Origin of the sequence: Sporosarcina sp. FSL W7-1349, from assembly GCF_038003045.1 — a bacterium.
Taxonomy (GTDB): Bacteria; Bacillota; Bacilli; order Bacillales_A; family Planococcaceae; genus Sporosarcina.
Genome location: NZ_JBBOOK010000001.1, coordinates 2,019,016 through 2,040,402, shown reverse-complemented (window position 1 = coordinate 2,040,402; position 21,387 = coordinate 2,019,016). Strand labels below are relative to the sequence as shown.

18 protein-coding genes and 1 riboswitch are annotated in these 21,387 nt (G+C 48.2%); of the genes, 12 read left to right on the top strand and 6 right to left on the bottom strand.

Annotated features, from left to right (window positions below):
• Positions 1 to 27: 27 nt before the first annotated feature.
• Complete coding sequence (locus MKY41_RS10005; RefSeq protein ID WP_340744868.1) at positions 28 to 1,461, top strand: VWA domain-containing protein; 1,434 nt, start codon at positions 28 to 30, stop codon at positions 1,459 to 1,461.
• A 102-nt stretch (positions 1,462 to 1,563) separates the two neighbouring features.
• Positions 1,564 to 2,766, top strand: coding sequence for an NAD(P)/FAD-dependent oxidoreductase (locus MKY41_RS10000; RefSeq protein WP_340744867.1), 1,203 nt, complete (start codon positions 1,564 to 1,566; stop codon positions 2,764 to 2,766).
• Between the two features lie 4 nt (positions 2,767 to 2,770).
• Here the strand turns inward: MKY41_RS10000 and MKY41_RS09995 are convergent, their stop codons facing one another.
• On the bottom strand, positions 2,771 to 3,223 hold the full coding sequence (locus tag MKY41_RS09995) for a hypothetical protein (protein WP_340744866.1): 453 nt from the start codon (positions 3,221 to 3,223) through the stop codon (positions 2,771 to 2,773).
• 331 nt (positions 3,224 to 3,554) lie between these two features.
• Between MKY41_RS09995 and MKY41_RS09990 the strand changes: the two genes are divergently transcribed.
• From MKY41_RS09990 to MKY41_RS09955, 8 genes are all read left to right on the top strand, one after another.
• The gene (locus MKY41_RS09990) at positions 3,555 to 3,734 is read left to right on the top strand and encodes a hypothetical protein (RefSeq protein WP_340744865.1); all 180 of its coding nucleotides are present in this window, start codon (positions 3,555 to 3,557) and stop codon (positions 3,732 to 3,734) included.
• A 411-nt stretch (positions 3,735 to 4,145) separates the two neighbouring features.
• Positions 4,146 to 5,723 carry an FMN-binding glutamate synthase family protein gene (locus MKY41_RS09985; protein ID WP_340744864.1) on the top strand — a complete coding sequence of 526 codons (1,578 nt, stop codon included), beginning with the start codon at positions 4,146 to 4,148 and terminating at the stop codon, positions 5,721 to 5,723.
• A gap of 154 nt (positions 5,724 to 5,877) precedes the next feature.
• Positions 5,878 to 7,026, top strand: a complete 1,149-nt coding sequence (locus MKY41_RS09980; protein WP_340744863.1) for an alpha-hydroxy acid oxidase — start codon at positions 5,878 to 5,880, stop codon at positions 7,024 to 7,026.
• A 261-nt stretch (positions 7,027 to 7,287) separates the two neighbouring features.
• Positions 7,288 to 8,676 (top strand): purine-cytosine permease family protein, encoded by a 1,389-nt coding sequence (locus tag MKY41_RS09975; protein WP_340744862.1) that lies wholly within the window; start codon positions 7,288 to 7,290, stop codon positions 8,674 to 8,676.
• A gap of 25 nt (positions 8,677 to 8,701) precedes the next feature.
• Positions 8,702 to 9,457 carry a creatininase family protein gene (locus MKY41_RS09970; protein ID WP_340744861.1) on the top strand — a complete coding sequence of 252 codons (756 nt, stop codon included), beginning with the start codon at positions 8,702 to 8,704 and terminating at the stop codon, positions 9,455 to 9,457.
• A 119-nt stretch (positions 9,458 to 9,576) separates the two neighbouring features.
• Positions 9,577 to 10,488: a formyltetrahydrofolate deformylase gene (purU, locus tag MKY41_RS09965; protein ID WP_340744860.1), complete on the top strand. Its 912-nt coding sequence runs from the start codon at positions 9,577 to 9,579 to the stop codon at positions 10,486 to 10,488.
• Positions 10,489 to 10,738: 250 nt separating this feature from the next.
• Positions 10,739 to 11,785, top strand: a complete 1,047-nt coding sequence (locus tag MKY41_RS09960; protein ID WP_340744859.1) for a S8 family peptidase — start codon at positions 10,739 to 10,741, stop codon at positions 11,783 to 11,785.
• Between the two features lie 185 nt (positions 11,786 to 11,970).
• The gene (locus MKY41_RS09955; RefSeq protein WP_340744858.1) at positions 11,971 to 12,789 is read left to right on the top strand and encodes a methyl-accepting chemotaxis protein; all 819 of its coding nucleotides are present in this window, start codon (positions 11,971 to 11,973) and stop codon (positions 12,787 to 12,789) included.
• A 434-nt stretch (positions 12,790 to 13,223) separates the two neighbouring features.
• Here MKY41_RS09955 and MKY41_RS09950 read toward each other — a convergent pair whose 3' ends face one another.
• The 5 genes from MKY41_RS09950 to MKY41_RS09930 are packed head-to-tail and all read right to left on the bottom strand — an operon-like array spanning position 13,224 to position 18,674.
• Complete coding sequence (locus MKY41_RS09950) at positions 13,224 to 13,766, bottom strand: cob(I)yrinic acid a,c-diamide adenosyltransferase (protein WP_340744857.1); 543 nt, start codon at positions 13,764 to 13,766, stop codon at positions 13,224 to 13,226.
• On the bottom strand, positions 13,753 to 15,153 hold the full coding sequence (locus MKY41_RS09945; RefSeq protein ID WP_340744856.1) for a cobyrinate a,c-diamide synthase: 1,401 nt from the start codon (positions 15,151 to 15,153) through the stop codon (positions 13,753 to 13,755). The genes MKY41_RS09950 and MKY41_RS09945 overlap by 14 nt, the downstream gene beginning before the upstream one ends.
• Before the next feature lie 26 nt (positions 15,154 to 15,179).
• Complete coding sequence (locus tag MKY41_RS09940; protein ID WP_340744855.1) at positions 15,180 to 16,643, bottom strand: ABC transporter ATP-binding protein; 1,464 nt, start codon at positions 16,641 to 16,643, stop codon at positions 15,180 to 15,182.
• Positions 16,640 to 17,710 carry a FecCD family ABC transporter permease gene (locus MKY41_RS09935; RefSeq protein ID WP_340744854.1) on the bottom strand — a complete coding sequence of 357 codons (1,071 nt, stop codon included), beginning with the start codon at positions 17,708 to 17,710 and terminating at the stop codon, positions 16,640 to 16,642. Before MKY41_RS09935 ends, MKY41_RS09940 begins: the two co-directional genes overlap by 4 nt.
• Positions 17,673 to 18,674 carry an ABC transporter substrate-binding protein gene (locus tag MKY41_RS09930; protein WP_340745677.1) on the bottom strand — a complete coding sequence of 334 codons (1,002 nt, stop codon included), beginning with the start codon at positions 18,672 to 18,674 and terminating at the stop codon, positions 17,673 to 17,675. Before MKY41_RS09930 ends, MKY41_RS09935 begins: the two co-directional genes overlap by 38 nt.
• 148 nt (positions 18,675 to 18,822) lie before the next feature.
• A riboswitch (cobalamin riboswitch) is annotated at positions 18,823 to 19,027 on the bottom strand.
• Positions 19,028 to 19,496: 469 nt separating this feature from the next.
• Between MKY41_RS09930 and MKY41_RS09925 the strand changes: the two genes are divergently transcribed.
• A complete protein-coding gene (locus MKY41_RS09925) occupies positions 19,497 to 19,817 on the top strand; it encodes a DUF485 domain-containing protein (RefSeq protein ID WP_340744853.1) in 321 nt (106 codons plus the stop codon).
• A gap of 13 nt (positions 19,818 to 19,830) precedes the next feature.
• Positions 19,831 to 21,378: a solute symporter family protein gene (locus MKY41_RS09920; RefSeq protein ID WP_340744852.1), complete on the top strand. Its 1,548-nt coding sequence runs from the start codon at positions 19,831 to 19,833 to the stop codon at positions 21,376 to 21,378.
• Positions 21,379 to 21,387 lie beyond the last annotated feature (9 nt).

Genomic DNA, 21,387 nt, shown 5'->3' with positions numbered 1-21,387 from the left:
AGAACAATCGGAAGGGGATTTGATTCGATGAAAAATAGAATGATGGCATTCCTTATCGTGGCAGCTTTGCTCGCAGGATGCACGAAAGAGGAAGTGGGGCAGGAAGTGCAGCCGCCTGTGGAAGACGCTGGAGGGGGAGAAGCGGACCAAGCGGCGGAGCCGGAAGAGAAGGTGGAAGTTGAAGAGGGTACCTTGACGAAGGAATCGTCTATTGCAATGGCTGAGACAGCGGAGGAGTTGGCGGATCTTCCTCCGGGTCTATTGACAGCGGATTTCACGGTCGACAAGGAGACTTCCATGTGGGCTAGCCAGGAGGTGCCGTCGGAGATTCGGGAAGACTTCTTGGATGATATGAAGGCATGGAAAATAGAAGAGAAAAATTCCGAAGACGTTTTAGACCGATTCCGATACTTGCTCGGAAGTTCCCAATACGGTCCGTTAGTGGGACGGCTCAATACTTTTTATCCGGAGTTCGATGAGCCGTTGCTGCCGGAACCTTATGAGATTACGGAGAATGGGATGAGGCAGCCGGAGAAGCCGCCTGCCAATGCCATTATTTTGTTGGATGCAAGTTCGAGCATGTTGCTTCAGGCGGATGGTCGGTTGAAGATGGATACGGCGAAGGCGGCGGTCCGCAGCTTCGCCAAGACGATGGGGCAGGAAAGTAAAGTTTCCTTGTACATTTATGGCCATGCGGGTTCCCAAAACCGCTCGGATGAGCAGCTCTCCTGCAGCACGATCGATGAAGTGTATTTGCTTGGTGAATACGATCAGAAGGCCTTCAATGCGGCGGTGAAGGAAGTGCAGGCCCGAGGCTGGACGCCGCTTGCCGGGGCCATCAAACAAGTGGGCCTGGACCATGAAAAGACATCCGAAGACTTGACGGTCTACATTGTCAGTGATGGAGAGGAAACTTGCGGGGGTGACCCGGTCGAAGAAGCTCGGAAGATGGCGGAGGGAAATCCTGACCGACATATCAATGTCATCGGGTTCCAAGTGGACAGCAAAGCGGAATCGCAGCTAAAGGCCGTAGCAGAAGCGGGGAACGGCGCGTACATGGCGGCGGATAATCTGGAAGAAATGACAACACAGATTACTAAATTATGGCTCCCGACCAATCTCGATCTTGTTGGCCTGATGTATGAAAAGGCGGACGCCTGGCCTAAAACGATGGCGATCCAGACAGTTTCGGATTATGCAGAGAAGGCAAGGGATGCCGTGAGAGTCGAACATGTCCGTTTCTTGGGTGCGGTCAAATTGCTGAGCCAAGAGGAATTGATTGATGGTCAGACCGCGGAAGAACTGAACCGCCTTATAGACGAGCAGAAGGAATTCTACAATGAGATGCTGGAAGAGAAAAAGGTGGAGAAACGCCAATTGATCGATGATGAAGTAAATAGAATCAACCAAAAGATTGATGACTATCTTGAAAGGATCGAGAAGTTGAAGAAAGAGCAATGAATCGTTTCCATTGAACAGGAGTCAACCCAATGAAAATCCACTGCATCGCTCCCGTTTCTTCTTTGTTCACTTCGGGTATTTTTCAACAAAGGAGTGAGTAGGATGGATTTTCATATGGGTTCTTTATATTGGCGGACAACTGTTGAGAAGGGATTGCCTCCTTTCCGTCAACCTGTACCAGCTGCATATTATGATATAGCCATAGTCGGAGGTGGGATATCTGGGGCGCTTTGTGCATACATACTTTCCCAAGAGGGTTTACAAGTCGCTCTGATCGAAGAAAAGGAGATCGGACACGGAAGCACATCTGCTAACACGGGACTCCTGCAATATTCGAATGACATCATGCTGCACGAATTGATGGAGCAGATCGGGAACGACCCGGCTGTCCGTTTTTATAAAGCGTGTGAGGCTGCAATTGGGCAATTGGAAATAGTGGCGGCAAGCTTGCCGTTGGATGTGCAATTCCGAAGTAGAAGTAGTCTTTACTATGCCAGTACGGAGGATGATGTCCCTCGCCTGCGGAAAGAATGGCAAGCATTGCGGCAGTATGGGTTTTCTGCGGAGTATTGGACACCGGCAGAGGTGGAATCAGCCTTTCCTTTTTCGAAGGCGGGAGCGATCATCACACACGGGGATGCCGAGGTGAATCCATTGCGGCTCTGTCGGGGGGCGGTTCGTTATGCGGAGGAGCAGGGAGTACATATTTATGAGAACACTAGAGTCTTAGAGATTCATTCGCCGAAGGAGGAAGTGAGGTTGGAGACAACGAACGGAGAGATGCGTGCGGGAAAAGTTGTTTTCACGACTGGCTATACTACCTTCCCCTGTTTAGACCATGGAAAGGAAAAATTGAACCGAACATTTGCAATGGCTACGAAACCGATGGAAGACGTGTCGACATGGAAAGAGCGAATGATGATTTGGGAGACGGAACGGCCCTATCTCTATACGCGTCTGACAGAAGATGACCGAATCATCATCGGAGGTTTGGACGAAGAAATATCAAGTCTGCTACATAATCGATCGGTCCTTCATTCCAAGGGGGAGCAACTAAAGAGGAAGCTGGAGGACCTATTCCCGGAGATGCCGATAGAAATCGATCATATATGGGCAGCCATGTTTGGGGAGTCGACGGATAACCTGCCTCTGATAGGCAGGCATCCGAAATTTCCCCGTTTGCTGTACTTGATCGGCCTGGGTGGGAACGGCACGGTGTACAGTATGCTCGGCGCAAGGCTCATTCGGGATTTGTTGGCAGGCATTCCGAATGATTTGACTGATATTGTTCGCTTGGATCGTTAAGTTGTCAGATTTCGTTTTCTTCCAGATGGGTGGTGAATAGATAAGTTTCGAGAGCGTTCCGGATTTCTTTGATCGTTGCCTTGGCGGCCAGATTGAAGCGATCGAATTTGAAGGCAATCGATTCTGCCTCCGGATCGACTGGGGGACCTGAATTCGTGTCTTTTCGAAACGCTTCAATTATTTCCAGCTCTTGCTTCAGCTCTCCCGGTAGGTTGGCGCGTTTGAAGCGCCAACTGACAAGGGAGGGCTCTTTTTTGTCGTAGTCATTGCTGCCCTCGTATTGGATCGCGCCAAAATACGGTTCACCTTGCCGGAATGCCGTTTCGCTGCTGTAAAATTGCAATGTCTCCTTTGTGTCACCTTGATGCAAATAAGCCCCGGCGACTTCCACGGACAGTTGGATATGACGGAAAATTGGTGTGATTTGAAATGAATACGATTCGATAGGGAAATTCAATGGATTTCCTCCTTCTTAAAGTGGTCAATACTCTTCTTATTATTTTCCCCTTAGAAGAATTAAAAAACCACCTGTAACTAAACGATATTTTGTAATAGAGAAAAAGCACGTTTGATGGAAATGTGAATTAACTATATAAAAATAATGAAAACTCCTGCTATAATTGAATGAAAAAGTCGCCGCATACTTCGCTAAAATAGGACAAAGACTGCAAAGATTCTTTTCTCTCTATTGGTAATAAACAGTTCATTTTCAAAGGATTACAGGAAAATACCTCTCTCATATTCTTGAATAAGCACCCCTAGCCCATACTGTAGAACGAAAAGGAAACTTGACTGGTACATGGGAAGTCCGTCCATACGGTTTCACCTTAGTCAATGCGGATAATGGAAGAGATTATGTTGTCCAATCCTATCCAGTTAAAGGTGGTATCAAGCTGCTGACTGTAACCGATGGAAAATGGACAGATGGAAGTCCAATCACTCTCTATTGTGTAGAGGGAAAACGCTAAAATCATATCGGGGCCCTTATTACTGAGAGGGCTCCTTTTGACGTTTAGATAGCAATGAGAATGAGAAATGACCCAAATCATAATTAACCTTTTAACGATCCTTCCCAAGCTCACGATGATACCAGCAAACCTCGAAATGCTTCGGACCCCCCTCACAATGTATTCGTCTACTTTCTAAACGAACATCCCCGGCTTCACAACGTTTCCAATGAATCTCGCAACAAAATCCCTTCGCCTCACAACGTACTCCTCGAACCTCGAAACGTTCGTCCACCCTTCCAAACGTTCTCCCCAAACCCCAAAACACATCTTCTCCACCACGCAACGTACCCCCCCAAACTCCCTCCACCTCTAAATTCCTACCGACACGGTTAACTTAGCAGGCGGTTGGGTAAAACAAGGAGTAAAACGATGAAGCGGGGTGTAGCGTTGAGTTGGTTTGAGAGTATTTCAATGACATCGGCGTTGTTGGTGATTTTCCTGATCATCTTGCCGATTTTGACGGCTATTTTTCTTTATTATTATGATCGGATGCAGAAACAGCATGCCATTTTGCGGAACTATCCGATTTTGGGGAGGGTCCGTTATATTTTTGAGAAAACGGGTCCCGAGTTGCGCCAGTATTTATTTGATGATGATAATGATGGCAAGCCGTTTAACCGTGAGGAGTATTTGCGAATGGTGTTGCCTGGGAAATATTTGAACAGCATTATCGGGTTCGGATCGAAGCGGGATTTCCAGGAGTCTGGATATTTTATGCGGAACGCGATGTTCACGAAGCAGAACGAGGAGATGCGGGTCGATAATGCTGATTTGGTAAATACGAAGCGCTATATAATGGATGAAGATAATTTATTTTCCCGCCGGGAGCATTTGGAAAATGTTCCGACATTGCCATGGCTTTTGCCGGAAGAGGATGCTGTCGTAATCGGACCAGATTGCGAATATCCTTTTCGTGTCCGTGGGCTCCTTGGGCAATCGGCGATGAGTTACGGGGCGCTCGGGGACCATGCGATCACCGCTCTTTCCAAGGGAATCGGCTTGACGCCCGGCTCCTGGATGAACACGGGGGAGGGCGGTTTGTCGCCTTACCATTTGGAGGGGGGCGCTGACCTCATAGCTCAGATCGGTTCGGGATTATTTGGATACCGGACGGAGGATGGCGAATTCAGCGTGGAGCGTCTTATGGAAAAGGCTGCGTTGCCGCAGGTCAAAGCGTTCGAGTTGAAACTTGCGCAAGGGGCAAAGATGCGCGGAGGCCATGTGGAAGGAGAAAAGGTGACAGAGGAGATTGCAGCCATCCGGAATGTCGTGCCATATACGACGATCAACAGTCCGAACCGTTTTCATCAGTTCGATGATTTTCCGTCTTTATTTACATTTATCGAGGAAATTCGCCAGCATGCAGGCAAGCCGGTCGGAATTAAGATCGTAATCGGCGGCCAGGAGGATGCGGAGGAATTGGCTTCCTTCATGCAGCAGACGGGCAAAGGACCGGATTTCATCTCGTTGGACGGAGCGGAGGGAGGTTCGGGGGCTACGTATCAAGATTTGGCGGATAGCGTCGGGCTGCCGCTGCATTCATCTCTTGTCCTGCTGGATGATGCTTTGCGTAAATATGAAGTGCGGGATCGGGTGAAAATTATTGCATCCGGCAAAATCACGACACCTGATAAAGCTGCGATTGCCCTTGCCATGGGAGCGGATTTAGTGCAAATTGCCCGCGGTTTCATGATTTCCGTCGGTTGCATCATGGCGCATCGCTGCCATACGAACGATTGCCCCGCCGGTGTAGCGACGACAGATAGGAAATTGCAAGAGGGTCTCGTGATTGAGGAGAAGAAATATCGTGTCGCCAATTATATATTGACGATGCGTGAGGGACTATTCCGAATGGCAGCCGCTGCTGGACTTGATTCACCGACGAAGTTCGAGCGTCATCACGTCGTTTATAAAGATGAACGGGGCAGGGTGTTCCCGGTGGAATAACTGGATGGAGAAAAGCCGTTCCTGTGGGGACGGCTTTTTGACGTAGATGTATCCATTGTCAGTGCGGGGAAGTTTTCTAAAAGAACAGGCAAGTTGCTAAAAAGGTGTAGTATAATATAAGAAAATTCATTACATAAAGGAAGAAGGATATACGATGACAGTATTCAACCACGAAAAAACGATGCTAAAAAATATCCATGCGGCAGGGGCATATCCGGCTGCGTTTGCCGAGTTGGAGGCGGCCGCCCGGGAACTGCTTGATGCAGGACCTTACGGCTATATTCAATCTGGGGCGGGCGGGGAGCAGACGATGCGCGATAATGTGGCGTCACTTGCGAAATATTCCTATGTGCCACGTTTCTTGAACGATGTTTCACACGTCGAAACGTCGGTCACTTTGTTTGGCCGTACTTATTCTTCTCCGTTGCTGATTGCGCCGATTGGTGTGCAGAAGATGGTGCATGAGGAAGGAGAGGTGGCGACAGCGAAAGCTGCGGCTGATCTCGGACTACCTTTCATTCAAAGCACGGTGTCGAGTTGCTCGATCGAAGAGATTGCAGCGGCCACAGGGACAAGTCCGAAGTGGTATCAGCTCTATTGGTCTCAGAACGAAGAAATCGCGTACAGCATGGTCAAACGGGCGGAAAATGCCGGATATGAAGCAATTGTACTGACGATCGACACGATGATGATCGGTTGGCGGGAGCAGGACATCCGCAGCCGATTTTCTCCGCTCGCTGCGGGATTCGGCCAAGGGAACTATGAGTCGGATGCTGTCTTCATGGACTCTTTGCCGACAAGGGATCAATCTGCAATCGTTCAAGGGATTTTGGACAATATTCTGCACCCGTCATTGAGCTGGAAGCAGGTGGCGGAGTTACGGAAGTGGACGAAGCTGCCGATCATATTGAAAGGGGTTTTGCATCCGGAAGATGCCAAGTTGGCGATGGACAATGGAATTGATGGGATCATTGTGTCCAATCACGGTGGCCGTCAATTGGATGGCGCGATTGCCAGCATCGATGCGTTGCCGGAAATCGTGCAAGCGGTGGATGGCAAAATGCCGGTCTTGTTCGACAGCGGGGTGCGACGCGGTTCCGATATCTTGAAGGCAATGGCGCTGGGAGCGGATGCGGTATTGGTCGGGCGGCCCTATATTTATGGACTTGCTGTCGGGGGCCAAGCAGGTGTTGCTCATGTGTTAAACAATTTACTGGAAGAATTCCGGATTTCCATGGCTTTGTCGGGCGTGGCGGATGTGAAGGATTTGAGGAAATTAAAGATTGTGAGAAATAATATCTAATTGTCACTCTTAAACGTAACGGTAATAAGGAACCAATAGAAAGATTATAAGGCTGACCCTGACGCAAGATTGATTGCGTTGGGTCAGTTTTTTGTTGCTTATAAAGGCATTTTAATCGGATATGTTCCGGACGCCTGAAGGAGCAGAAGTCAGCTCTTATCGGGGGCTAAGCAGGTACACAGTTTAGTGCCGTTTTCATAATAGCTCCCTTCGTCGAATATCATTTTGATAGGGCCATTTAATGAAAGGAGTGGAAAGGGAGTGCTGGATCTACAGAAGTCATCAGAACCTGATGTGCAAGACAGTGAATTCATGCTTGAGGCTGTTCCGGCAGAGTCACGTCGTCCTACATGGAAACAAGTGCTGGTCTGGGTAGGGTTCGGTTACGTAGTTACCGGTCTTTTTGTTGGTGGAGTCCTGGCTGGATTTGGAAATCAACCCGGTGTTCCACCTGTTATGGCATTGTGGGCAATTGGCATTGGAATGGGCGTATTAGCGATATTGACAATATTGCTTGGAATCATGGCGCAGAGAACCGGATTAAATTTAGCACTTATTAGTCGTTATTCATATGGTGCAAAGGGAAGTAATTTGCCTCTACTTGTCATGGCGTTGTTGACACTCGGCTGGTTCGCCAGTATTACGGGGATGGTCGGTCAGATATGGAGTTCTCTGATCGGAAATCCTACCGGTATTACTGTGTTCAATCCTGCGGCACTTGGGTACGAAGGGATTCCCTCGATCACTCTAGAGAATTTTTTAGCTTGTGCTATATTCGGTTTAATATTCACATACACAGCGTATAAAGGGATGAAAGCGATTGAAGCAGTAGCAATCCCTGTTGCTCCTGTCATTTTGGCGATTGCCGTAATTGTAGGAGTGGGCATGCTGAATGAGGGAGGCGGAATTGCCACATTCTTCAGCGAAGCGAATACAATCGGTGGAATGGGGCTTGGTAGTGCTATCACCATTGTCATGGGAAGTTGGATTGCGGGAGTGGTTATGGGCGTTGATTTGTTCCGTTTCAATAAATCAATTAAAGCTGTTATTGCTGGAGCAATAGCCTGTTTCATCATAACCAATCCATTATTAAATATTGTCGGGTATATTGGAGCCGTCTCTGTCGGGCAGTTCAATTATGTTGAATGGATGATTGAAAAAGGAATTCTGTTTGCTCTTATTGGTGTCGTTGCTTGGACGACATCCCTCTGGACGACTAATAATGCGGAACTCTATTGTAATTCATTGTATGTCGGGCCTGTCATTTCATCATATGGGAAAGATGCGAACCGGCAAAAACTTGTCCTAATTGCGGGTGTTATAGGAACGATTATCGGATCACTTGCGTTCTATCAAATCTTCTTCGCGGATTTCATTACAGTTTTAGGGGCGGCCTTCCTGCCACTTGCGGGGCCTTTGATTGCTGATTACTTCATTGTGAAAAAAGGACATTATCCAGCGGAGGAACTTCATTCACAACCTAAATATAAGCCGGCTGGCATTATTTCATTTCTGATTGGGGCGGTGTTAGGCTTACTTTTTGAATACGGGATAGCCTCGCCATTCGGATTGCCATCAGGACTTGTAGCATTAGTAATCACAATTATTATATACCCTATCATTTACCGCTTTACGACGAAAAAAGCGTAAATGGATAGTAGATGGGAGAATGATGATGAAAAATATTGGGACAGAAATGACATTCAACCAATTTCAAAAGGCGGGAATTGATAAAGTTGTTTTTGGGGTGGGGGCCTTTGAAACACATGGATACCATATGCCATTTGGGACAGATGCGTTAATCTCCAACCGTTTGGCTGAAAAGCTTGTAGAACGGGTTGAAGGAATGATGGTCCTCCCTCCAATTAACTACGGGCTAAGTGCACACTACAATGCAATGCCCTTTACGATCAGTTTACAACCGGAAACGATAGTCAATCTTATTAAAGAAGTATTGACAGAAGTTATACGGAATGGAATCAAAAAAATACTTATCATCAATGGACATGATGGTAATATCGCACCAATTGAATTAGCAGCACGTGCTGTAAAAGTAGAACATCCTGATGTTACGATAGCCAGCTTTAATGATTGGTGGGTTGCCGCAGGAAATATGGTCCCTAAAGACTTCTTTGAGAAGTGGGACGGTCTGGGGCATGCGGGTGAAGGGGAAACATCAATGGGTCTAGCGCTATTTGGTGAATTAATAGAAATGGAGCATGCGAAAGGAGTTATTCCTGACCTCCCGCCACATGTGGAAATTAAATGGAGATTCGAAGAGCTAACAGACACCGGAGCTACGGGTGATCCAAGCGTGGCGACAGTTGAAAAAGGCAAGAAACTCGAAAGTATTGTGTTGGATGTGTTAGAGAACTTTGTAAAGGAAATGGATCAAAAAGATTGGAAGTATGGATTACATTTGAAGAACTGAAGATGTTGGCTTATCTCCTAGTGCAAGGGGTTGGACTTTTTTCGTGTAATGATTGCGAAGACCTCCAAAATATTGCATAATAGTATGTTAGTACAACGACTACAGGAGATGTGCCAAACATGACAATTCATATAAATACAGATACAAAAACACTTCAGTTGAATAACAAAAGATCGGAAAATAGCGGACGTTTGCTCGTTAAGTGTCCGGACCAGCCGGGAATTGTGGCTGAATTGTCCAAGTTTCTATTTGACCATGAATCCAATATTGTGGAATCGAGCCAATACTCAAGCGACCCGGAAGGCGGCACGTTCTTCATCCGTCTAGAGTTCCATTGTGAAAACTTGCCGGAGAAACGTGAGCAAATGGAGGCCGATTTCCAAGCGATTGCGGGCCGATATTCAATGGAATACCGTTTTGCGTACGGCAGTGAACGGAAGCGTACGGCCATATTCGTATCGAAAGAGCCATATTGCCTGATGGAGTTATTATGGGAATGGCAAAACGGGGACTTGGAAACCGATATCGCCGTCGTCATCAGCAACCATGAAGTTGCGCGTCCAATGGTCGAAGCACTCGGCATTCCGTTCCATTATATCCCGGCGAATAAAGATATCCGCAAACAGGTGGAAGAGGAACAGATTCGCCTGATGGAAGAATACGATGTCGATTTATTGATTTTAGCACGTTATATGCAGATTTTAACGCCGGAATTCGTGGAACATTTCCCGAATCAAATTATTAACATTCACCATTCTTTCCTGCCGGCATTCATCGGCGCCCGCCCATACGAGCGTGCGTTTGACCGGGGTGTCAAACTGATCGGCGCAACTTCCCACTATGTGACGAACGACTTGGATGAAGGTCCGATCATCGAGCAAGATATCGAGCGGGTGGACCATCGCGACGATGTAGTCGAATTGAAGAAAATCGGCCGTCAAATCGAACGTCGTGTCCTCGCCAAAGCTGTGAAGTGGCATTTGGAAGACCGGATTCTTGTAGAGAATAATAAAACGATTGTGTTTCATTGATATAAAACTCAGCCTGCTTCTGTGGGCTGAGTTTTTAATTTTGGATTTAGTTCGAGCAGGAGGCAACTAGCTACTCAAACACTACCATTCCCTCTATAAAAATAGTAAAGTGAAGACTTTACGACTTGATAGAAGGGATGGTTGGACGTGAAAAAAGGTAGACATCTTTTGCTTGTAACATTGCTTATCGTACTTGCCCCCTTGTTTATGAATAGTGGCACCGGATTTGCAGAGTCTGCAGAGGTGTCGAATGAATGGCTCGTCAAGTATAAGGTCCAACACGACGGATGTTACGGATGAGAAAGGGCATGGCACGATGGTCGCGGGCATCATCGCCGCTCAATTGAATAATCGGAAAGGGATGGCGGGAACAGCTGGACCATATCGGGTTTCGGTTCTGCCACTCAAGATTTTCAATCAGGACACAGCGAGTCTGTCGGATTTGATCCGGGCGATCAATTACGCTATTGCGCAAGACGTGGATATCATCAATATGAGTCTGGGGGGCAAGGAGTTTTCCCGATTGGAGAATGAAGCAATCCAGCGAGCTATTGATGCGGGGATTACAGTCGTAGCTGCAGCCGGGAATGACGCATTGGCTGGGAATCCGGTCATGTATCCTGCTGCGTATGATCATGTCATTTCGGTTGGCGCAGTGAATTCCAAGAATGTGAAGGCGGACTTTTCCACCTATAACGAACAGGTGGATTTGGTGGCGCCCGGACAGGGGATTCTGTCCACTGCTCCAAATCTGAAATATAGCAAAGGGGACGGCACATCGTTTGCAGCCCCGATCGTGTCGGGGACGGTCGCGATGGTCAAAGGGTTGTATCCCGAGTTGTCGCCCCATGAAATCGAGCAAATGTTCAGAAGGTCGGCCACCGATTTAGGGATGCCGGGCTTTGATTCTTATTATGGGATGGGCGTTTTGGACGCCGGAAAGTTATATGCGCAACTGGAGGAGTATGAAAAATCCGTGCTCCAGTTCGGAGGCGATTTCCCGGCGATGCAGGTCAATAGCTCGAAAGTGTTCACCGTGACGTTTAATCAAAAGCTTGCAGCCGGTCAAGATTTTTCGCGCACCATTAAAATTAACAGAAGGGCGGACGGCACGGAACCGATCACTTCCTTCGCGGTAGTCGTCAATCCCGCCAACCCGGCTCAATTGTTGATCACCCCTGCGACGAAATGGGAACCCGGTGCCCATTATTTGACGATTACGACCGATGTCCGCAATCAAAATGGACAACCTTTGAAGAAAGAAGTTCATATGAAGTTTGATGTGGGTAACCGTTGAACTGAAAGGAAACCATCTTCTGCCGATGTTCCGGCGGGAGATGGTTATTTTGAAAAGGCGCATGCTTTTCCACCTTTTGTAGGAACGAAGGAGATTTTATTCCTACGGAGTGTTGTACAATCTTGTTTCTGTAGCATGTATACTGAAGAAAAGAATGAATATTTTGTCATAGAGGGGGAGTTGGCATGCACCCGATCTTGGAGAATATAAAACATTCGATGAAGGCGTACCAAATGACGTACCCGGAAGATGTCTGCCTCGTTCTTGGCGACCAGGAAGGAACGCTGGTTGGCTATTTGCCAGGTACACAGATTGACATCAAAGTGAAAGTCGGGGATAAAATCATAGAAAACACGGTGACGATGCGATCCTTGCGGGAGGGAAAGCCACTGCGCGAAGAGAATGATTCCAGCATTTTCGGGTTTCCTTATATTTCATTGACACAACCGATTTTCGATGGATCGGATGTGATCGGCGTATTGAGTGCGCTCGTTTCACATGAACGGGTGGCTACGCTTAGAGAAGGGGCTACTGATTTAGCGGCCGCCGTCCAACAGATGTCTGCGATGACGGAAGTGATGACCGAAGCGTCCAGTGATGTCATGCACCGTCTACTCGAATTATCGGAGCAGACGGAATCCATCAAGGGTGACATCGCTGCAATCATGGATATTCTAGGGTTCGTCAAAGATGTCTCCCGCCAATCCAATATTTTAGGAATCAATGCGTCAATTGAAGCCGCGCGGGCCGGCCAACACGGCCTAGGATTCTCGGTCGTCGCGAAAGAAATCCGAAAAATGGCGGATACGAGCAACGAAAGCGCAGCCAAGATCGATGCCCAACTCGACATCATTTCCAAAGCAATCGACCGCATGACCCTATCCACCAACCAAATCGCCGCCTTCACTGAGCAACACAACGCCAGCATGGAAGAACTCAGCACCACCTATTCGAAGCTTGAAAAAACTGCGGACGATTTGTTGGTGGCGAGCAGCATTACGTAGACACTTTCCGGTTGGGAGGTGTTTTTTTACTTGGGCATTATTGGCGTGGGGGGGTTCTGCTTACGTTTTGGAGAATTCTGTTGAGCCGGGGGGAGGATATTCGTTTTGGGGTTTGGGGAAGTGTTGTGAGGTGTAGCGGGGATGTTTAGAAGTTTGATGAAAATGTTGTGAGGTGCTGCGAAAACGTTTCGAGGTTCAGGAGCGTTTTGAAGTTGAGCATGAACGTTTTGAGGTTTGGAGGATACGTTGGAGCGGGAATGTTTAGGAGTTTGGTGGAAATGTTGTGATTTGCTGCGAAAACGTTTCGAGGTTCAGGAACGTTATGAAGTGGGGCGGGAGTGATTGAAGGTTCGAAGAGAACGTTGTAGGATAATACGTTTTATAGTCCAATAAAAAGAGGACCTCCTATCCCAAGCGAGGTCCTCCTTTTCATTTCAAAATTCGATCCCTTTTACCGCATCCACGCCGTTTTCATAGTAATGTTTTTCCGGCTCGATGACGGAGACGAGGTCGGCGAGTTCACGGATTTCGGGCAAGGCGTTTCGGCCCGTGATGACGAGGTGGACGTGTGCCGGCTTGTTGCGGATCATGTCCAGGATTTCTTCTTTTGGAAGGACATCGTCGATCGGAAATTTGTCGATGGCGAGGGCGTTATTCAGTTCGTCTAGGATGACGACATCATATTCGCCGCTCATGACGGCTTCCCTTGCGATTGGCCACGCTTTCTTTAGGGCTTCCCGGTGTTCTTCCGGCGTTTTCGTCCAAGTGAAGCCGATGCCTAATTGGACCATTTCGACGCCGAGTTTTTTGAAGGCGATCTGCTCGCCGTAGGAGCGTTGCGGTGATTTGATAAACTGGTAGATTTTCACTTTCATGCCGCGGCCTGTGCTGCGGAGAGCCAGTCCCAAGGCAGCAGTTGTTTTCCCTTTGCCGTCCCCCGTGAAGACAAGTGTTAATCCTTTTTTATTTTTTCCCATCAGCTACCTCCAACTTCGTATTCTGATACGCTTGGCAAGCGTCGATCCATCTGGTAACCACTTTCAGGCACGTGGCGAAATGAAACTGCGGGAATCCAGCCACCAGGTTCTGTGTCGCTACGCCATCCGCTTTTATTCCACGCATGCCCTTCGTTTCGTATGCAGGCTGTAACGGGAAATTCGCCTCGAAGGTGGAGTAGTGGAATTCATGACCTTTCGCTTCCTGGTTTGCAGGCAGAAGAAAGTTCTCATCGCAGCCTTTGATTTCCCGGTAGCCGATTGCTTTCAAGGACTTGTGCATCGTCACGTTTCCCGGAATCACGCCGGCCATCCCTCCAACTTGACCGTCCGTTTTGGTGATCGATTCCGTCAAGTAGCTGAAGCCGCCGCCTTCCGCAAAGGTCGGCATGCCATTTGCAATTGCATCGCGGACCGATTGTTTCGTCTGGGTGCTGTTGCTGACCGCGGATACGAATTCTTCCGGAAGGCTCCCCCCGATATAAAGGCCATCACAGTCAGCTGGGACGTGTTCATCCGCTAAAGGGGAGAATGGCACAAGCTCTGCTCCGTGTGCTTCGAGAAGTTCGAAGTTCTCCATATAATAGGAATTAAACGCGGCATCTTTCGCCACGGCAATTCGCACGGCCGGGGTCGCCGAACCGGTAAAGAGAGACTCTTCTTTAGGGAATGAAAGAGGTTCCGCTTGTGAAATTTCAAGCAGTTTCTCCAAATCAACTGTCTCGGACACGAGTTCGCCCAACTGCTCGAAAAACGGGTCCAATTCACCCCGCTCAATCGAAGGGATCAATCCGAGGCTGCGCTCGGGGATTTCTATCCCATTTTCACGCTTCAAATAGCCGACGACCGGGATGCCGCATTCCTGTTCAATCGCTGTTTTTACAATTTCAAAATGCTTTTCGCTGCCGACGCGGTTCGCAATGACGCCGACTACGTTCGGTTCGGAGGATAACGTTTGAAATCCTTTTACAATGGCCGCCGCGCTCCTTGCCATGCTCGCGCAGTTAACGACGAGCAAGACGGGGCTTTTGGTGATGACGCTGATTTCAGCAGTGCTGCCGACATCAGTTTTCGGATCTTTGCCGTCGAAAAAGCCCATGACCCCTTCCATGATGGAAATGTCAGCGTCCCGGCTTGCATGGGTGAAAATATCCAACACAGTCTCCCGTCCGAGCATCCAGCTGTCCAAATTGCGGGATACCCGTTTGGTCACCGCTGCATGATAGGAAGGGTCGATATAGTCGGGGCCGCACTTGAACCCTTGGACCGTCAACCCTTTTTTCATTAAAGCCGCCATCAGCCCGATGGTTACGGTCGTTTTTCCTACACCACTGCCGGTTCCGGCAATGACTAATCTTCGATTGCTCAATCAAAACACCGCCCTTTTCTTTTCCATCAATCACGCCTTGGTATATCCGTTGGCACTAGTACATCCTGTACGTCGGAGGCTTTATCTCTGTTCAGCGAGTGTTCACACTCCTGCATAAAAGGTTTTCCTAACTTTTCTTGTAAGGCATCGGTTAACACGGATAATACGAGTTGTCCGATCTGTTTGCGGGAAACTGCTGTTTCCGTTTCGCCCGATTCAGTCTTCCGCTGGTTGGCGGCAATCGCCACGCAATCTTCCCGGTCCATACCCAAATGAACACCGACTTCCTGAAAAGCCGCCATTTTCGCTTCCGTCACCGCCATATAACAATCAAATAACATACGATCATCCAATGTCGAGTCGACAAACAGGAGAATATGGATGGCCTTTTCAAAGTTGATCAGAAGAGTTATGTCTACGTCTTCAACTTGCCTTTCGACAAGCATCGTGTTTGCTAAACTACCTTCACATCCGATGCCCAGCGCCTGCTCAGCCGGGATGTCGTGGTTTTCCATCCAATGTTTCAAGAAGTCTTGCGAACTTTTATCGGCAGGTTGATTGACCAAGCAAAAATGTTGAAGCCATTGAATTCCGTTGCCGATAGCTGCATTGGAAAGTGTACGCAACGGTTTGTCGAATACCAGTTCTACGCTTTCTTCGTTGCAGTCAATGGAGTAACTATTGAAAAAGCTCTTGCTGTCTGCCGCACCCTCGATGGAAGGCGTCATAAGCAATTGGGGTCGCGCGACAATTGGATGGGCTTGTGTTTTGACGTCCACTTCATAGACCTTTTTCAATTGCTCTTCCTTGCGTAACGTGTTGACGTCGCCGACTTCGAGGAAAGACCCTTTATGCAGGAGGGCGACCCGATCCGCGTAGAGGGAGGCCACGTTCAAATCATGCAGTATGGCGAAGATCGTCAAGCCCTTCGTCCGCTGCCACTCTTTCAGCATGTTTAAAATCTGGAACGTATGCTTAATATCCAAATGGTTCGTTGGCTCATCCAATAGAAGGACTTCCGGTTCCTGCGCCAACGCTTTCGCTAATAAAACCCGCTGTTTCTCCCCGCCGCTCAACGTTCGAAACTGCAGATGGCGAAACTGCTCGATACGTGTCACAGTCATGACATGGTCAATCACTTTCTGGTCATTCGCAGATATGCTCTTAAAAAAACCGGTTTGGTGCGGATACCGTCCGAGGCTGACGATTTCCTCCACGGTGAAATCGAATGTCACTTTACTCTCTTGTGAAAGGACTGCCACTTTTTGTGCCTTTTCGAGTTTTGACAGCTTCTCCATCGCTTTTCCATCAATGGAGATCGAGCCCGACGCAATCGGGAGTTGGCCGGTAATTAATTTGAATAGGGTGGTCTTCCCACTGCCATTCGGTCCGAGCAGTGCGAAAAACTCCCCTTTCCGGATTTCAAATTCAAGATCATGGATAATCGGTTTTTTTCCGTAACCGCCTACGAGATGTTCGACTGTAATCATCGGTTTTCCCCTCTTCCAATTCGATCTCGGATTAATAGAAAAGCAAATACCGGAGCGCCGATCAAGGCGGTGATGACACCGATCGGCAGTTCTTGCGGCGCGATGACCGTCCTCGCGAGCAAATCTGCGAATACGAGGAAGGAGCCTCCAAACAATATCGACAGAGGCAGAACATGTCGATGGTTCGGCCCGCTCATGAGACGTACGAGATGGGGGACGACCAACCCGACGAACCCGATCGATCCGGAGACGGCAACCGCCGAACCGGTCAGCAACGAGGCGCCAATCAAGATGAGGATTTTCCCCCTTTTTACATTGACCCCGATATGATCGGCGGCTTCTTCGCCGAGAGCCAGAGCATTCAATTCTCGGTAATGATAGAGCAAGACAATAGCTCCGATGATGAGAAAGGGGATGATCAGTTGGACGTGGCTCCACCCGCGCATCGCAACACTTCCATATAACCAGTACATGATCTGCGTCATCGCATCGCGGTCTCCAAGGGCAATCATCAAAGATGTCAGAGCCCCGACAAAGGCTCCGACAATGATACCGGCGAGAATGATCGTCTCAATCGCAAGGCTCCGGCTACTCATCCGGACGAGCCCGAAAACAATGAATAAGGTAAGAAATCCGCTTAAAATCGCCACGACCGGCAATGTATAACTGCCTAATCCCCAAATCGTGTATTGGAAAAATAAAACCGTCACGGCCCCGAGCGCCGCCCCGGATGACACACCAATCGTATACGGATCGGCTAACGGATTCCGAAGAAGTCCTTGGAAGGCGGCTCCGGCGAGTGACAGGGAGGCCCCGACAAGGAAGGCTAATAGGACACGGGGCACCCGGATGTTCCAGATGATTAGCTCTTCATTCTTCGGAACATCCGATAGCCAGCCAAGGCCGAATGATTTATCCGCTACGATATGGAGAATGGTGGGAATCGGGAATTTTACACTGCTGACGAATAAGCCAAGAAGGGTTGCACAAAGTACAACCCCGATACTTGCGATATAAAGCCAACCGATTTTATTCCCCAAAAACTTCCGGATAAATGAGTTTTGCAAGCTGCTCGACTCCTTCAATCAGGCGTGGGCCTGGACGAGTGACGGTGTCGCTGTCGACATCGAATACTTGTTTATTCTTAATGGCATTGACTTCTGCCCAACCGTCGCGTGCCAAGACGCCTTCGGCAGGATTGTCCACATAATAGCCATATGTGGTAATGATGACATCTGGGTTAAGTTGGACGATTTCCTCTTCTGTCAACTTCACCCATCCATCTTGATCTTCCGCTGCATTCGTTGCATTGATTGTCTCCAGCATTTCGTGCATGAATGTGTTTTTCCCTGTAGTGAAGATATCCGGAGCAGGGGCTACTTCGACCCATACTTTCTTTTTATCCGTGATTTCTTTCGCTTTTTCTTCAAGGGCAGCACGGCGGTCTTTCATGTCCTGGATGATCTCGTCGGCCTTTTCCGTCGTTCCGGTAGCCGTCGCAATCATTTCCATCGTGGCGTATGCATCGTCGAATGAAGTGGCGCTGCCGGTGACAACAACGGTGATGCCGACTTCTTCAAATTGTTTTAGAATTTCTGCATGGTTATCGAAATGGTATTGGGTTACAAAGGCGACATCCGGCAACAAGGTCATGACCAATTCGGCATCCATGTCCTGGCCGCCGACTTTTTGCACTTCCAATGCTTCCGGAGGATAATTACAGTAATCCGAAACCCCGATAAGGCGATCGCCTACACCGAGCGCATATAAAATTTCCGTATTGCTCGTCTGGATGGAGATGAGGGTTTCCGGTTCTTTCTCAATCGTCACTTCACGGCCGACATCATCGGTGAATGTGACCGGAAAGGCTTGTGCCCCCTCCGTACCTTCTGCCTCCGTTTGATCTGTCGCTTCCGTGTCCGGTGTTTCTGGAACCGGTTGATCCGCTGGGGTCTCTTTCGATCCGCAGCCTGCTAAAAGGACCATCGCCAGCACGAAAACCAAACTGAACAAGCCCCATCGTTTTATCATGTTGTGCACTCTACGTTCCTCCTCTTGATTGTAAACATCAAAAAAGCGCTTGTCCTCGAAGGAAAGCGCATGATCAGGCGAAGTCAACGGGCGCCGGAAATCCACCGACAATCCCTGCTGGCACGCTAAACATTCCTATCCCCGAGGAAGCTAACTATCGAAATAGGCAGGTCTCCTGACTTACGACTACCGCGGCCGCCCCGCTCCTTCCCATGCTGTCGCACAGTGGATACGCGGGACTTCCTCGTCGATTACAGTGACGGGTTCGTGTTGGACTTTCACCAACTTCCCTCTTCGTTCCAAACAACCGCTTTGATACGGCTCTTTGAAAAACCTATTTCTAAACTATTTTTTTAATGTTCGATTCATGCCAAGTATATAGAAGTATTGCTAGTTTGTAAACAGCGGAGGCGGGCTGGAAGGTGGGGGATGTCTATTGAATTTGGTACGTTGTTTATCCAAGGTTTGGTTGTCCAACAAACGCCCTGAAAATAATCAAGAATTAATAAAAGAAACAAACTATTTCCTAGCATGTTGATAACCTTACTTTGTCGGCGCTATAAAGCTTGGTATCATCGGGGGTCAGCCAGTATGTAATTTTAAAATCAATAAATAACAAAATATTATAAAAATTTACAAGTTTGTGTTGAATATTAACAAATAGTTTGCTAATCTGAATCTGTGTACTATAACAAAAATTTGGACTACTTCATTTTTCGGCTACCCTTCTTTTTATTGGCTGAATAATGAAAGCGGTTTCAGCGTGAGGGGGAGATGGCGTACGAGTCTATTAGCTGAAAATTTGAAGAGGAGGATGGAAACATGAAAAACGTTCGAGCAAATTCTAAGCCCAATTTCGAGAAGATCATTGAAACGCCAGAGTTTAAACAATTGGTCAAACGTAAAAACACATTTGCGACGCCGTACATCATTTTCTTTTTTGCCGCTTATTTTCTACTTCCGATTTTGACAGGGTACACCACAATACTTGAAAATCGTGCAATCGGTTGGATGACTTGGACTTGGGTATACGCCTTCAGCATGTTCATCATGGTCTGGGTATTCACGTCCATCTATATGAATAAAGCAAAAGACTTTGATAAGGAAGTTGAAGAAATTATAAAGAGAAACATTGTAGAATAAGGGGGAAGTCGCCGTGGGAATCATATCAATCCTAATATTCATATCTGTTATTCTTTTGACGCTTATTGTCACCTATTGGGCCGCTAAACAAACCCAGACTGCAAGTGATTTCTATACTGCCGGGGGATCGTTGACCGGATGGCAGAATGGCATGGCTATCGCAGGTGACTATTTATCCGCAGCTTCTTTCCTAGGAATCGCCGGCGCCATTTCATTAAATGGATTTGACGGTTTCTACTACAGTGTTGGCTGGTTGACCGCGTATCTCGTCGTATTGTTCTTGATTGCGGAGCCACTCCGGAATCTTGGAAAATTCACGATGGCTGATATGATCGGCTCCCGATTTGGCGCGAGAAAAGTGCGTGGAGCGGCTGCCCTTAATACGATTACGATCGTATTATTCTACATGTTGGCGCAATTGGTTGGTGCGGGCGCTCTCATTAAACTCTTGCTTGGAATCGATTATTGGATTTCAGTCTTGATCGTTGGGGTCATGATGACGATTTATGTTCTGTTCGGCGGAATGACCGCGACAAGCTGGGTACAAATCATTAAAGCAATCTTACTGATGGCTGGAACGATCATCATTTCCTTCCTTGTCCTTTTAAAATTCAATTTCAACTTCATTGGAATGTTTGATGCGATGCGCACAGCGACACCACACGGGGAAGCTTTCCTGCATTCGGGCGTCGTCTATAAGGATCCGATCGGTCTGATTTCTGTCCTAATTGCGCTTGTTTTAGGTACAGCGGGATTGCCGCATATCTTGATGCGCTTCTTTACCGTAAAAGACGCAAAGACGGCCCGTTCCTCGGTCATCTATGCGGTCTGGATCATCGGAATCTTTTATGTCATGACAATTTTCCTTGGATTTGGAGCGGCTAAATTCGTCGGGGCGGATGCGATCATCGCAGAGAATGCAGCCGGGAATATGGCAGCGCCAATGCTTGCCGGTGTGTTAGGCGGGGATGCGTTGGAATCCTTCGTTGCAGCGGTTGCATTCGCTACGATTCTTGCGGTTGTTGCGGGTCTTGTTCTGTCGGGTGCGTCAGCCATTGCCCATGACATTTATGGGGAAATCATCAAAAAAGGGAAAGTGACGGAACAGCAGCAAGTGCGCGCTGCCCGTATTGCAGCTCTTAGTGTTGCGGTCATTTCCATCCTCCTTGCCCTCGGTGCAGAGAAGATGAACGTTGCGTTCCTCGTTTCGCTTGCTTTCTGTATTGCAGCATCTGCCAATGTACCGACTATTTTAATGACTATCTATTGGAGAAAGTTCAACACGACAGGGGCGGTCGCGTCCATGTTGACCGGTTTGATCGTCGCATTGGTTCTCGTTGCGGTGAGCCCGAGTGTCATTCATCCTACTCCTGGAGCAGCACTCTTCGTCGGGGAGCCTTTATTCCCATACGCGAATCCAGCGATTTTCTCCGTACCGGCCGGTTTCATTGCCGCTTATATCGGAACGATAGTTGGGGCTAAAAAGCATGACGCGGATGCTATCCCTTACGCGGAAGTCAAGTTCAAGGCGGAAACAGGATACCGCGAATTGGAAGGCTGATCCGGAATT

What these genes read in the sequence shown, in the direction of transcription:
- MKY41_RS10005 (WP_340744868.1), top strand. Translation starts at nt 28, where the DNA reads ATGAAAAATAGAATGATGGCATTCCTTATCGTGGCAGCTTTGCTCGCA.
- MKY41_RS10000 (WP_340744867.1), top strand. Translation starts at nt 1,564, where the DNA reads ATGGATTTTCATATGGGTTCTTTATATTGGCGGACAACTGTTGAGAAG.
- MKY41_RS09985 (WP_340744864.1), top strand. Translation starts at nt 4,146, where the DNA reads ATGAAGCGGGGTGTAGCGTTGAGTTGGTTTGAGAGTATTTCAATGACA.
- MKY41_RS09980 (WP_340744863.1), top strand. Translation starts at nt 5,878, where the DNA reads ATGACAGTATTCAACCACGAAAAAACGATGCTAAAAAATATCCATGCG.
- MKY41_RS09970 (WP_340744861.1), top strand. Translation starts at nt 8,702, where the DNA reads ATGAAAAATATTGGGACAGAAATGACATTCAACCAATTTCAAAAGGCG.
- purU (WP_340744860.1), top strand. Translation starts at nt 9,577, where the DNA reads ATGACAATTCATATAAATACAGATACAAAAACACTTCAGTTGAATAAC.
- MKY41_RS09960 (WP_340744859.1), top strand. Translation starts at nt 10,739, where the DNA reads ATGAATGGCTCGTCAAGTATAAGGTCCAACACGACGGATGTTACGGAT.
- MKY41_RS09955 (WP_340744858.1), top strand. Translation starts at nt 11,971, where the DNA reads ATGCACCCGATCTTGGAGAATATAAAACATTCGATGAAGGCGTACCAA.
- MKY41_RS09950 (WP_340744857.1), bottom strand. Translation starts at nt 13,766, where the DNA reads ATGGGAAAAAATAAAAAAGGATTAACACTTGTCTTCACGGGGGACGGC.
- MKY41_RS09940 (WP_340744855.1), bottom strand. Translation starts at nt 16,643, where the DNA reads ATGATTACAGTCGAACATCTCGTAGGCGGTTACGGAAAAAAACCGATT.
- MKY41_RS09930 (WP_340745677.1), bottom strand. Translation starts at nt 18,674, where the DNA reads ATGATAAAACGATGGGGCTTGTTCAGTTTGGTTTTCGTGCTGGCGATG.
- MKY41_RS09925 (WP_340744853.1), top strand. Translation starts at nt 19,497, where the DNA reads ATGAAAAACGTTCGAGCAAATTCTAAGCCCAATTTCGAGAAGATCATT.